The organism is Micromonospora sp. NBC_00330 (assembly GCF_036136635.1).
In the GTDB taxonomy this organism is placed as follows: Bacteria; Actinomycetota; Actinomycetes; order Mycobacteriales; family Micromonosporaceae; genus Micromonospora; species Micromonospora salmantinae.
Window position 1 is genome coordinate 178,664 of the sequence record NZ_CP108012.1, and the last position, 11,813, is coordinate 190,476.

The 11,813-nt window shown below is 70.5% G+C and carries 12 protein-coding genes and 1 pseudogene; 10 read left to right on the forward strand and 3 right to left on the reverse strand.

Annotated features, from left to right (window positions below):
• The first annotated feature begins 42 nt into the window (after positions 1–42).
• The 6 genes from OG598_RS00860 (at position 43) to OG598_RS00885 (ending at position 5,466) form a co-directional block, all read left to right on the forward strand.
• Positions 43–762 carry a hypothetical protein gene (locus tag OG598_RS00860; protein ID WP_328652615.1) on the forward strand — a complete coding sequence of 240 codons (720 nt, stop codon included), beginning with the start codon at positions 43–45 and terminating at the stop codon, positions 760–762.
• 43 nt (positions 763–805) lie between these two features.
• Positions 806–1,675, forward strand: coding sequence for a hypothetical protein (locus OG598_RS00865; RefSeq protein WP_328652616.1), 870 nt, complete (start codon positions 806–808; stop codon positions 1,673–1,675).
• A 105-nt stretch (positions 1,676–1,780) separates the two neighbouring features.
• Positions 1,781–2,089: a hypothetical protein gene (locus OG598_RS00870; protein ID WP_328652617.1), complete on the forward strand. Its 309-nt coding sequence runs from the start codon at positions 1,781–1,783 to the stop codon at positions 2,087–2,089.
• A gap of 98 nt (positions 2,090–2,187) precedes the next feature.
• A complete protein-coding gene (locus OG598_RS00875; RefSeq protein WP_328652618.1) occupies positions 2,188–2,718 on the forward strand; it encodes a SigE family RNA polymerase sigma factor in 531 nt (176 codons plus the stop codon).
• On the forward strand, positions 2,715–4,145 hold the full coding sequence (locus OG598_RS00880) for a hypothetical protein (protein WP_328652619.1): 1,431 nt from the start codon (positions 2,715–2,717) through the stop codon (positions 4,143–4,145). The genes OG598_RS00875 and OG598_RS00880 overlap by 4 nt, the downstream gene beginning before the upstream one ends.
• Positions 4,146–4,245: 100 nt before the next feature.
• Positions 4,246–5,466: an Imm21 family immunity protein gene (locus OG598_RS00885; RefSeq protein ID WP_328652620.1), complete on the forward strand. Its 1,221-nt coding sequence runs from the start codon at positions 4,246–4,248 to the stop codon at positions 5,464–5,466.
• Here OG598_RS00885 and OG598_RS00890 read toward each other — a convergent pair.
• Positions 5,461–6,045, reverse strand: coding sequence for a hypothetical protein (locus OG598_RS00890; protein ID WP_328652621.1), 585 nt, complete (start codon positions 6,043–6,045; stop codon positions 5,461–5,463). The genes OG598_RS00885 and OG598_RS00890 overlap by 6 nt on opposite strands.
• Positions 6,046–6,249: 204 nt before the next feature.
• A complete protein-coding gene (locus OG598_RS00895) occupies positions 6,250–7,437 on the reverse strand; it encodes an NAD(P)/FAD-dependent oxidoreductase (protein ID WP_328652622.1) in 1,188 nt (395 codons plus the stop codon).
• A gap of 251 nt (positions 7,438–7,688) precedes the next feature.
• Between OG598_RS00895 and OG598_RS00900 the strand changes: the two genes are divergently transcribed.
• From OG598_RS00900 to OG598_RS00910, 3 genes and pseudogenes are all read left to right on the forward strand, one after another.
• Positions 7,689–8,276, forward strand: a complete 588-nt coding sequence (locus OG598_RS00900; RefSeq protein ID WP_328652623.1) for a hypothetical protein — start codon at positions 7,689–7,691, stop codon at positions 8,274–8,276.
• 85 nt (positions 8,277–8,361) lie between these two features.
• Positions 8,362–9,285, forward strand: a pseudogene (locus OG598_RS33495) (sensor histidine kinase); the annotation flags it as partial.
• 250 nt (positions 9,286–9,535) lie between these two features.
• Positions 9,536–10,153, forward strand: a complete 618-nt coding sequence (locus OG598_RS00910) for a response regulator (protein WP_442931485.1) — start codon at positions 9,536–9,538, stop codon at positions 10,151–10,153.
• A 16-nt stretch (positions 10,154–10,169) separates the two neighbouring features.
• Here the strand turns inward: OG598_RS00910 and OG598_RS00915 are convergent, their stop codons facing one another.
• Positions 10,170–11,114, reverse strand: coding sequence for an RNA polymerase sigma-70 factor (locus OG598_RS00915; protein WP_328652626.1), 945 nt, complete (start codon positions 11,112–11,114; stop codon positions 10,170–10,172).
• A gap of 99 nt (positions 11,115–11,213) precedes the next feature.
• Between OG598_RS00915 and OG598_RS00920 the strand changes: the two genes are divergently transcribed.
• Positions 11,214–11,807 carry an HD domain-containing protein gene (locus OG598_RS00920; protein WP_328652627.1) on the forward strand — a complete coding sequence of 198 codons (594 nt, stop codon included), beginning with the start codon at positions 11,214–11,216 and terminating at the stop codon, positions 11,805–11,807.
• The last annotated feature ends 6 nt before the right edge of the window (positions 11,808–11,813 follow it).

The following is an 11,813-nucleotide window of genomic DNA, read 5'->3' on the forward strand; positions in this document are numbered from 1 at the left end:
CTTCGGACACCAGTTTCTTCCGCATCAGGAATGGAGCGTTCGATGAGTCGTTTGGCACACCGCCTCGCGGTGATCGGGGTGGTCAGCGGGACGGTGCTGGCCATGTCCTCCGCCGCCGTGGCCCAGACCGACAAGCCGCCGCAGAAGGGCGCCGACTGCGTGGTCCAGCACGTCGACGAGCGCGGCAAAATTCTCCGCACCGAGACCGCGCCCGAGGGCCGGGAGTACGACCAGTTCCGCTGCGTCGCCGGGCAGTGGACGTTCGCCTGGGCGCCGTTCGGAGCGGACGACCTGATCACGGCCGGCGAGATCCAGATCAACCCGGCGGGTGACGCCTCGGTCCGGCGGTTCACCGGCCCCGCACTCGGCAACGACCTCACGGTGGGCGAGATGACCGGCATCGCCCAGGCCGTCAGCGGCAGCCGTGAGGTCCTGATCGACCGCGCGATCGTGGCTGTCGACGACGGCAAGGAGCGGACCCCGGAGCAGGTCGAGGCGCTGCTGGCCGGCAAGGACGACACCGGGGTGCGGGTGCTGGACATCATCGAGAAGCCCAACGCCGCCATGTCGACGAAGGACGTCATCGACGAGGCCGGCGGCACCCCCGAGACGACAGTCGTCTACTTCAGCATCTGGGGCGCGATCAAGTCCGTGTTCGCCTGGATCGTGGACACGATCGGCGAGATCGGTGAGTGGATCGACGACCACTGCGACGTGGGGTCCCCGAACGACTTCGGCGACATCGTCACGTGTCAGTGGTAGCCCGTCCCACCCCGCCGACACCGATCACCGAGATGAGGACAGGATGACAACTCTGCGGGACATCACCAGGCGCGCCACCATCGTCACGACCGCCCTGATCGTCGGGCTGACCGCTTCGTACGCTCCGTCGCAGGCCGCCGAGGGGGAGGCCCGGACGACGATCACCGACCATCCCGGTGCCCCGGGCACGATGCTTCGACAGTTCGAGGACCTGACCGGCCGACCCGTCGGCGACCTGGACAAGGTGCTGGCCGTCGACACCGGTGGGCGGAACCTCACCGGCGGCCAACTCGCAGCGCTCGCCGCCGGTGAGAAGGTGGACGGGGTCACTGTCGTCGGCACGATTCCGGGCAGCCGGGACGTCCTCGGCACGACCATGGCCGACCTCGCCGACGGCGCGTACGACGGCAGCGGCGACAGCGGGACGGCGACGTCCCTGCTCTTCGCCTCGTCCACCGCAGACGGCCGGGAGTGGTGCCTGACCATGTGCGTCGCCTCGGGCAAGACCATCTGGGAGTGCCTGTTGTCGCGGCGAACGGGCGACCTGATCCTCACCCTCGACCTCGCCGGCACCACCACGGTCGGTGGGACCAAGGCTGCCTTCGAGAAGGCCAAGGGCGTCGCCGTCGACGGCCCGGACACGGTGGAGACGCTGATCGGCGATCGTGAGCCCTCGGCGGACGAGATCAAGATGCTCCTCGACGGCAAGGACATCGAGTCGATGCGCCGGGTGGCGACAGTGGACGGGCCGGACCCCGGGTGGGCATTGGCCGACATCGCGGAGAAGTCCGGCGTCGTGTACTCGAAGAACAAAGGTCACCTCTTCACTTTCACCTTTCCGGTCCTCGGCAAGGTCCTCTTGTTGTGCGACTCGAAGGATGGCGGGAAGACCTGGAAGTGCTCGGCCCTTTGATGGGGGTTCTGACGGGTAGACCGTCAATGGTCCCGCTCCGCATCGACCTCCCCGGTCGAGAGGAGCGGGATCCCGCGCTTGAGCGAGCCGGTTCATACTCGGCGAGTGATCAGCAATGACCATCGCGTCCCGTGGTCGACTCGCGCGTCCCACCCGGCAGACAGTTCAACCCTGCCGCTCTACATGGTCATCTTCTTTTTCCTTGGCCTCGTTGGTTTCGCTGCGCGCGGAATGGCCGACGGCGGGGAAGGGCTCGTTCTCGCGAGCATCGTCTCGGGAGTGTTCTTCGCCTGCTTCCTGATCCTCTTCGCGATCTACTGGATCGGATACCTGCTCAAGGGCCACGCCATCTGGCAGGCCGAGCGTCAGGCTCAGGCCGATGGGCCGTCCGTGGGTCAACAACCGGAGGGCTGAGCCCGGCGCACCATCCTCCACTCAACCCCGAAGGCTGTCGGTGGCGTCTCACTCTGCGTCCGCAGTTGGACGCGAGGTGGACGCGACCTGGAGGTGGAGTGAGTCGGCACGAGGACGACGAAGAGTTCCGGCTGTTCGTCCAACGACAGTGGGGATCGCTGCTCCGCACGGCGTACCTGCTGACCGGTGACCGGGGGACAGCCGAGGACCTGACGCAGTCGGCGTTGGAGAAGACCCATCGGCGTTGGGGGCGGGTGCTGCGCCGGGACGCGCCCGAGGTCTACGTACGCCGGGCGATGGTGAACACGGCGATCTCCTGGCGGCGTCGGCGGCGGCCGTTGGAGGTGCCGCTGCTGACCTCCGACAGCCAGCCGGCGCATGACGCGTACGTGCAGGTGGAGCAGCGGCAACTACTCCTCGCCGCGTTGCGGCGATTACCGCCCAGGACGCAGGCGGTGCTGGTGCTGCGCTACTTCGAGGATCTGAGCGAGGCGGACACCGCCAAGGTCCTCGGCTGCTCCGTCGGCGCCGTGAAGAGCCAGGCGTCGCGCGGGTTGGCCCGGCTGCGGAGCGACTTCGTCCCGCCCGCCGCTCAGTCCCCGGTACGGCTCGAGGAGGAACTGGCATGACCGGAAGCTTCGCCAATTCGACGCTCAGTCCCGCGCTGCGGCAGGCCGCGCACGGCGTCGACGTACCCGAGGACCCCTGGCCCGGGTTCGCCCGCCGCGAGCGACGGCACCAGCGGACGCGGCTGATCCGCACGGCGTTGGCCGCCGCGATCGGGGTCGCGCTCGTCGGGGTCCAGACCAACGTGGTTCCGCTGCCCGGATGGGCACCGGGCATCGCTGTCGCCGCCACTCCGACGGCGCTGCTCGACGCGCCACCGCGGGGCGCGCTCGCCGGGGACCGGGCCTGGCTGGACGCGCTCCGAACGCGGATCAGCGCCGATCCGCCGGTGCGAATCGACGCCCCGGTGGGTGAGTGGAAGATCGGCGATCGTGACCGGATCCGTCTGATCTACGGCAGTGACCAGCCGGGCCACCGGGTCGCGCTGGTCGCTGTGCCGCTGCGGTTCGGCCTGCTGACCAGGGAGGCACTGGTCTGGTACGTGGGTCCGGCCGGGGCCGGCGCCCAACAGATGCGGTACGGCGGCCACAGTGAGGGTGACGACGACCCGGTGATGACGCTGATGCAGGCCTACCCCGACCGGGCCGGGTTCGCGGTCGCCGTCGGTCCGCCCGAATCCACTGTGACCATCAGTGGCGACCCTCGATACACGTCGAGGGGGACTGTGGAGTACCAGGACATCGCCAGGGCGGACGGAGGCGGGGTCGGGTTCGCCGTGCTGCCGCCCGAACCCCTGCCGCACGAACCCGTCGTCCGGGTCGGCCGCGGCGACCGGGTGTACTTCCAGGGCGGTCTGGGCGGCGGCCCGTACGCCGCGCTCGATCCGACCGGGCCGGAGATGGACGCCCTGCTCACCGGCGCTCGCCGACCCGCCCGAGGTACCCCGCTCGACGACGCCAACCTCCGCAACTTCGTCCAGACGGCACTTCAGGACAGCCACCTCCCGGCCGTCGGCACGACGGTACGGGTGCGGTGGTCGGGCCGCGAGCACGGCCAGGCCGCCGCGCTGCTCACAGTGCAGCCGGCCGGCGGGGGAGTGATCGCGTACGCCATGCACGGCGACGATCGGACCGGCTGGTCGATCGACCTGCGGCTGCTGTTGCCGGCGGAGGGCGTCGACAAGCGGCCGATCGGCTGGCGGGTCCGGACCGAGGACGGCGCCCGTCCCGCCACGGGCCAGGTGCAGGTGATCGCCCCGCAAGACGCGGCCCGCGTCACGGTGACGGTCGGCGGCGCACCCCCGGCCACTGTCGCCCTCGACGCGTCGAACGCCGGCACCACCCGGGTACCAGCGGACCAGGCGGCCACTCTCACCGCGTACGGCAGGGACGGTGGCGTCCTCGGGACCACCCCGTTGCCGCCCGTGGAGAGCGACAGCAGCGCGGGGGGACTACCGGGCGACAGCCCGGCCACCAGGGTGACACAGTGACGCAGCGGCAGGCGGGCCGAACCGTCCCAGGACGGCTCGGCCCGCGTCGGTCTCTAGGATCGACAGCCGTGACGACGAAAACGGCCTGCGGGAGCGCATGGTGACGACCGAGGCAGAACGGCCGACGGACCGGCTCGCCGACATCACCGAGCGGGCCGAAGTCGTCCTCGTCGACTTCGACGGTCCGATCTGCCGCCTGTTCGGCAGCAGGGCCGCCCCGCGTATCGCCGCCGACCTTCGTCAGCTGATCCTCAGCCGGGGCGTCGTCCTGCCCGACGAGCTGCGCGACGGGGACGACCCGCTGGAGCTGTTCCGCGCGACAGCCGTGTTCGCGCCCGAGCTGGTCGGCGTCGTCGGTGCGGCCCTGGCGGCGGCGGAGGTCGAGGCGGCGGCGTCCGCCGAGACCACGATCGGAGCCTTCGACGTGGTCGCGGCATGCCTGGCGACCGGGCGCCCCCTCGCCATCGTCAGCAACAACTCCGCCGCCGCCATCGGCGCCTACCTCGGGCGCCGCGACCGGGCCCGCTACTTCGCCGCCGTCATCGGGCGAGGCGAGCACCCCGATCTGCTGAAGCCCAACCCGGCGCCCGTTGTGCGGGCCCTGCAAGAGCTGAAGATCCCACCCGAGGCCGCTGTTCTGGTCGGTGACTCGGTCACCGACGTCGAAGCCGCCCGAGCAGCCGGTGTCGCCTGCATCGGGTACGCCAACAAACCCGGCAAGGCCGAACGCCTCGCCGCCGCTGGTGCCGACGCGATCGTGACCGACATGACCGACCTGGCCGGCGTCCTCGCTCGTACGCGCACGCCGGTCAACCTGCTGCCGTGGGTCGATTCGGGCGGCGGGCCGCTCATCGTCGTACCGACGACGGCGCTCGGCGAGTGGAAGGGCGCGTCGGATGACGACGATGACTCCTGGGGTGACTACGACCGGGCCTGCCAGGTCGACGGTTACGTGGGGGTGCTTGACGTCGGTGCCGCCCAGGCGCTCGTTCTGGCCGACGAGCCGGCTTCCACCACGTACCTCCCGGACCGGCGGATCCTCGTGCGGTGGCTCTACGCCGCCTCCGAGGCAGACGTCGTCCGCCTCATTCCCCGGGCGGTCAAGATCGCTCGCTGGGAGGACGCGGGTACGTGGACGACCAGCGGGCCAGCCGAGTTGTTCGACTCCGGCTACACCGGCGACGGGCTGGAGCACACCACCCACCTCACAGTGGACCTGGCTCGTGGCACGTACCTGATTCGCACCGCGTTCGTGCAACCCGACAGGAGGACGGCGCTGATGCTGGTCCACCTGGTCGAGCAGACGCCGTTCCAGCTATGAGTCGAGCCGGGGCTCGCACAGGCGCAGGGCGTCCTCCTCCCAGGCGCTCCCGACCAGAGCGACCGGGTAGCGCACCTCTCTGAGTCGCTTGTCCTCGGTCTCGACGGAGAACCGCACGGACAACGGCTCCAGCTCGAACGCCGTCGCGCACTCCAATTGCAGATCGACGGGGATCTGGCCGGTGCCACCCGGGCGGACCTGCCGGGCCTGGCCCATACTCCGTACCTGGACGCCCGGCCTCTCTGCCTGCACCCCGCGGATCGTGATCGGCGCGGGACCGGTGTTGATCAGTGTCAGCTGCCCGTTCAGCAGGACGGTTCCCCTGCTGTTGAAGCCTCCCGAAAAGCCCGACTCGGGTAGGGCCACGAGCGAGACCACTGTGGACCGCTCGCGCTCTGCACGAGAGTCGCGCAACTCACCGACACCGACGCCGCCGAGCACCACACCGATCACGAAGGCGGCGACGAGCGGAAGGAGAACCTTCCGCCTGTTCGCGACGTTCCACCGGACGATGCCGCTCCGTTCGGCCGGCTCATGACCGTGTTCGTCGAGGTCGATCACCACATGCTCTGCCGCCATTGCGACAGCCTAGGGCTGGCACATGTCCAGTCTCATCAACGTGATCAGGCGGTCACCAGCGCGGCGCTGAAGTTGGGCAGGCGGTCGTTGATGCGGCATCTCCAGAGGAACGCGCCAACGGTCAGCCCGTGAGGACACTGACGCGGCCCGCCTGGTTCGGCTCGCTCTCGGAGCACCGGAGCCGGGCGCTGTGCCTCAGGCCTGTCAGGACGCCGCCGCGCGGATCTCCGACCGGTTGGGGACGACGCGGTGGCGGCGGACCGGGTAGAGCACCGGATGCGCGATGCTCCAGGCGGCGCCCGCGCAGACGAACTCCTTGTACCGGGCCGCCAGCTTCCCGGTGAGCTGGGCTGGCCTGGCCCGGTCGTCGGCGGTCACGTACTGGATGATGCCGTCGCGGCGACCGAGGCTGATGCACTGGTTGAAGTAGCGCAGCGGGGCCTTGGGGAACTTCGCCCTGCCGGTCAGGCGTGCGGCGATGGCGTCGGCGGCCTGCCAGGCCATCGGGATGCCCGAGGCACAGGACATCCGCAGTGGCTTGCCGCCCGGTCCTTCGGCGATCGCGGCGTCGCCCACCGCGTACACCTCGGGGTGTGAGACCGACCGCATGCTGGAGTCGACGATGATCTGTCCGGTCGCCGCGACCGCCAGGGTCGTGGCGGCGGCGATGGGGTGCACGGCGAAGCCGGTCGTCCACACCGTCACCTGGGCCGGGATCTCCCGACCGTCACGGGTGACAGCACCGGTCGCCTCGACCCGCGCGATGTCGGTGTGCTCGTGCACTGTGATGCCGAGCCGGTCGCACACGCCACGCAGGTGCTGCTGCGCTTTGCCGTTGAGCCAGTCGCCGAGGCCACCGCGGGCGGCGAGCGCGACATCGAGGTCCGGCCGGGTCTCCGCGATCTCGGTGACCGCTTCCAGGCCGGTGAGGCCGCCGCCGACGACGAGCACGGTCCCGCCGGCCGCGAGGTGGGCGAGGCGGTCGCGCAACCGCAGCGCCGAGGGCCTGCCGGCGATGTCGTACGCGTGCTCGCCGACCCCGGGGACGCCGTGGTCGGCGGTGACGCTGCCGAGGGCGTAGACGAGCGTGTCGTACGCGATCTCGTCGGTGCCGTTGTCGTCGGCGAGCGCGACGGTCCTGCGGTCGACGTCGACGGCGGTCACGTGCGCCCGCCGAGGGTTGACGCCGGTGCCGGCGTAGACCTTGCTCAGCGGGCGTGGTGTGAGGTCCTGCCCGGCGGCGAGTTGGTGCATGCGGACCCGCTCGACGAAATCCGCGTCGGCGTTGACGACTGTGATCTCGGTGTCGTCCGGGTGCAGCCGCTTGGCGAGGCGCCCGGCGGCCATGGCTCCGGCGTAACCCGCTCCGAGGACGACGATGCGGTGCTTCATGGTGGCACTCCTGTCTCGGTGGTGGTCGCTTCCTGAACCGGACAGCGGCTCGATTCCTGACAGGCCACGGCTATGACCTGGGTCACCAGCTTCCGATCTCACTCGCTCGTGCGAGGGAGGCGCTCATGCGTGCGGGGGAGTCGCCGGACCGCGGCAAGATCGCCGGGCGGAGCGATGTCCGCGCGGCGGCGAAACGGCAGGCTCAATCACGTCGAACACCCGACGTGAACGCCTCCCAAGGAGTCACCACGATGCAGTTTCGCCCCGCATTCATTGCCGCCCCGGTCCTGGTCATGGGCTACGGCATCGTCCGTCTGATCGACGGCCTGGACGGTGTCCGTGGTCCCGGCCCGGCCTGGACCATCGGGCACCTCGCGTTCCTCGGCGCGCTCGTCGCGTTCATCTCGGTGTTCTGGCAGATGCGCCGCATGGCCGGCGGCCGGACCCTCGCGACGGTGAGCGCCACAGCCGGCACCTTCGGGGCACTGGCACTGATCACCCAGTTCTCGATCGACCTCGTCGCCGGCTTTCTGGCCACCGACAACTACGGCATGAGCATGATCATTCACGACGTGCGCACCCTGCCCGGCATCTCGCAGCTGGCCTACGACTTCGGGCCCTACGCCTTCTACCTCGGCCAGCTCGTGCTGGTCGTCCTGCTCGCCGTGCAGCGCCGGGTCAAGCTGTGGACGCCGATCCTGGTGCTGGCCGACCTCGCCACGCCGTTCATCGACAAGGACCTGATCCCGCTCGGCTCGGCCCTGCTGCTGGTCTCCTTCCTCCCGCTGGCCCGGGGCATCGCCGCCACCCCGACGCAGCCGGTGCCCGTCCTCGCCTGAGCGGCGAGTCCCGAACCGATCCCCCACCACCGGTGGGATCGGGTGCCCGTGGGGGAGGAGTTCAGGGGCTGTGAATACTGTCGCGATGTCGCTTGCCCGCCTCGTGCGTACCACCAATCCGTACGTGGTGGATGCGGCGATCACCGTGTTCGTCCTGATCGCGGTGTCACTGCCGTTCGTGCTTCCCGGACCGGGTGGCGAACCCGGGCCGCTGGCCTACCTGCTGACCGCCGGTACGGCGATCCCGCTGATCTGGCGCAGAACGGTGCCGCTCACCGTCCTGCTGGTGGTGGCACTGGCCACTATCGCTGGTAAAGCGGCGGACGCGCCGGGGCAGCCGCTCGCGTACGGAGGGCTGGTCGCCCTCTACACGGTCGCCGCACTCGGCGGTCGCCGGCAGCGCTGGTGGGCACTCGCCGCGACGTTCCCGGGGGTGGCCGCGGGGGTGGCGTTCAACACCAACCGCGTCAGCGAGTACTTCTACACCTTCCTGGTCTTCTTCACCGCGTACGTGCTGGGTCGGCTCGGCGCCGCCCGGCAGGAACGCGCCACAGCACTGGAGGACCGGGCGCTCCGGGCCGAACGTGAGCGCGAGTTCGAGGCCGATCGGGCCGCCGCACGCGAGCGGGCCCGGATCGCCCGGGAGATGCACGACGTGCTGTCCCACGCGGTGAGCCTCATGATCGTGCAGGCCGAGGCCGGGCCGGTCGCGGTACGCACCGCGCCGGACCGGGCCGAGGCGGCGTTCGACGCGATCGCCGACGCCGGCCGGGACGCCATGGTGCAACTGCGCGGCATGCTCGGCCTGCTGCGCTCCGAGCCCGGTCCCCGCAGCCCGCAGCCCACCCTGGCCCAACTGCGGTCGCTGATCGACTGTGTACCGGTGGCCGGCCTGCGGGTGACCGGGGAGCCGCGCCCGGTGTCCGCCGACGTGGAGTTGGCCGCGTACCGGATCGTGCAGGAAGCCCTCACCAACGCGCTCAAGCACGCGGCGGCCAGCACTGTCGACGTACACCTGGACTGGTCGCCCGATGCCCTCACTGTCACGGTGACCGACGACGGTGCCGGAACCGGCGGCCCGGGCGGCGGACACGGCCTGATCGGCATCCGGAACGCGCGATCGCCTGCGGCGGTACGGCGAGAGCCGAACCGGGGACAGGTGGGCGCGGGTTCACCGTCGAGGCTCGGCTACCGTTCCCGGCGTGACGATTCGGGTGGTGATCGCAGACGACCAGGAGCTTGTCCGCAGCGGATTCTCCATGATCCTCGACGCCCAGCCGGACATCACAGTCGTCGCCGACGTCGGCGACGGGGCCGCGGCCGTGGCCGCCGTCCGGGAGCACCAGCCGGAGGTGACGCTCCTGGACATCCGCATGCCGACGATGGACGGCATCGAGGCCGCCCGCCGCATCTGCGCGCAGAGCGCCAGTCGGGTGATCATGCTGACCACCTTCGACCAGGACGACTACATCTACGAGGCGCTCTACGCCGGCGCCAGCGGCTTCCTGCTCAAGGACGTACGCCGCGACGACCTCGTCCACGCCGTACGGGTCGTGGCCGCCGGCGACTCGCTGCTGGCCCCGTCGGTGACCCGGCAGATCATCTCGGACATCACCGGCCGCCACCGCCCCGGAACGCCCCGGTCGGCCGTCGCGCCCGACGCCCGCCTCGACGTGCTCACCACCCGCGAACGGGAAACCCTGCACCTGCTGGGTCGCGGCCTGGCCAACGCGGAGATCGCCCAGACCCTGGTGGTCAGCGAGCACACGGTGAAGACCCACGTCAGCAACGTGCTGACCAAGCTCGGCCTCCGCGACCGCACCCAGGCCGTGATCTGCGCGTACGAGACCGGCCTGATCACCGCCGGCGAGAACTGAGCGGCATCACCGCACGTCACCAGACGTGGAGGGTGGGCTCCTCGTGCTCGGAGGCGGACCACTGCCTGGTGGCGCGGACGAGCTTGTCGGGGTTGACCTGGTTGTGGATGGCCGTGACACCCTCGGGCGTCACCTGCACCGACATCACGCCGATGACCCGGTCGTCGATCACGACCACCACCGCCGGGGCGCCGTTGGCGGTGGTGACGTACATGGCGGGGCTGCCACCGACCAGGTCCCGTTTGACGTCGGCCGGCTTGAACAGGCCACGCAGGAACTTCGCGACCGCCAGCGCGCCGACGATCGGCGCGGACCGGGCCGGGATCTTGCCGCCGCCGTCGGCCGTGCTCGTCGCGTCGTCGGTCAGCAACTCCACCAGCCGCTGGATCTCGCCGTTGTTGGCCGCCGTGAGGAACTCCGCGACGATCTTCCGGGCGGTGGCCCGGTCGACCTCCGCGCGGGCCCGTTCGGCGGTGACGTGCTGCTTGGCACGCCGGTAGGTCTGCTGGCAGTTCGACTCGGTGATGCCGAGGATCTCGGCGATCTCACCGTGCGAGTAGCCGAAGGCCTCCCGCAGCACGTACACCGCGCGTTCGTTGGGCGACAACCGCTCCAGCAGGGTGAGCACCGCCACCGAGACCGACTCGCGCTGCTCGGCGGTGTCGAGCGGGCCGAGCATCCGGTCCCCGGCGAGGACCGGTTCGGGCAGCCACGTGCCCACATAGGTCTCCCGCCGGGCCCGTGCGGAGGTCAGCTGGTTGAGGCACACATTGGTGAGGACCTTCGTCAGCCACGCCTCGGGCGTCTCGACATGCTCCCGGTCGGCGCCCTGCCAGCGGAGGAAGGTGTCCTGGACGGCGTCCTCCGCGTCGCTGGCCGAGCCCAGCAGGCGATAGGCGATCGCCTCCAGGCGGGCCCTGGAGTGCTCGAACAGCTCGACCTCGTCCGGACTGAGCGGCATGGTTCGATAGTCAACCACGCGTGCGACCTCGCCGACCGGTCGAGTTCGTACATCGAAAGGGTTCACCTGGCAGTGCGTGGTGGTCGTACCCTTGCCGCCGTGACGTCCGAATCGTTGCGCCGCGCCCTCACCGCACCCGCGGAACCGCCGCTACGGCCCCTGCCCGACCGGGTCGTCGCCCTGTTGGAGGTCCTGGACGCGCCGCCGCGCCTCGCCGCGCACCTGCGGGCCGTGCACGACGTGGCCGCGCAGCTCACCGACGCGATGGCGCACCGGTTCCCGCAACTCCCGTTCGACAGCGAGGCGGTGCTCTTCGGCGCCGCCACCCACGACATCGGCAAGGTCCGGCACCCGGAGGAATTGTCCGGGCCCGGTTCCGCGCACGAGCCCGCCGGTTACGAGCTGCTGCTCCAGCACGGCGTCGCCGAGTCGTGGGCCCGGTTCGCGCGCGACCACGCGTCCTGGCACCAGGACGGGGTGGGCGTGGACGACCTGCTGGTCAGCGTGGCCGACAAGGTGTGGAAGGGAAAGCGGGTCACCGACCTGGAGGAGCTGCTCGTGGACCGGCTTGCCGACGCCACAGGCCGCGAGCGCTGGTCGGTCTTCCTGGACCTGGACGACATCCTCGACCAGATCGCCGCCGACGCGGACGGTCGACTCGCCTTCCAGGCGGCCCATCCGGTACGCGGGTGAACCCGG

What these genes read in the sequence shown, in the direction of transcription:
- OG598_RS00860 (WP_328652615.1), top strand. Translation starts at nt 43, where the DNA reads ATGAGTCGTTTGGCACACCGCCTCGCGGTGATCGGGGTGGTCAGCGGG.
- OG598_RS00890 (WP_328652621.1), bottom strand. Translation starts at nt 6,045, where the DNA reads ATGGCGGCAGAGCATGTGGTGATCGACCTCGACGAACACGGTCATGAG.
- OG598_RS00895 (WP_328652622.1), bottom strand. Translation starts at nt 7,437, where the DNA reads ATGAAGCACCGCATCGTCGTCCTCGGAGCGGGTTACGCCGGAGCCATG.
- OG598_RS00880 (WP_328652619.1), top strand. Translation starts at nt 2,715, where the DNA reads ATGACCGGAAGCTTCGCCAATTCGACGCTCAGTCCCGCGCTGCGGCAG.
- OG598_RS00900 (WP_328652623.1), top strand. Translation starts at nt 7,689, where the DNA reads ATGCAGTTTCGCCCCGCATTCATTGCCGCCCCGGTCCTGGTCATGGGC.
- OG598_RS00910 (WP_442931485.1), top strand. Translation starts at nt 9,536, where the DNA reads ATGATCCTCGACGCCCAGCCGGACATCACAGTCGTCGCCGACGTCGGC.
- OG598_RS00915 (WP_328652626.1), bottom strand. Translation starts at nt 11,114, where the DNA reads ATGCCGCTCAGTCCGGACGAGGTCGAGCTGTTCGAGCACTCCAGGGCC.
- OG598_RS00865 (WP_328652616.1), top strand. Translation starts at nt 806, where the DNA reads ATGACAACTCTGCGGGACATCACCAGGCGCGCCACCATCGTCACGACC.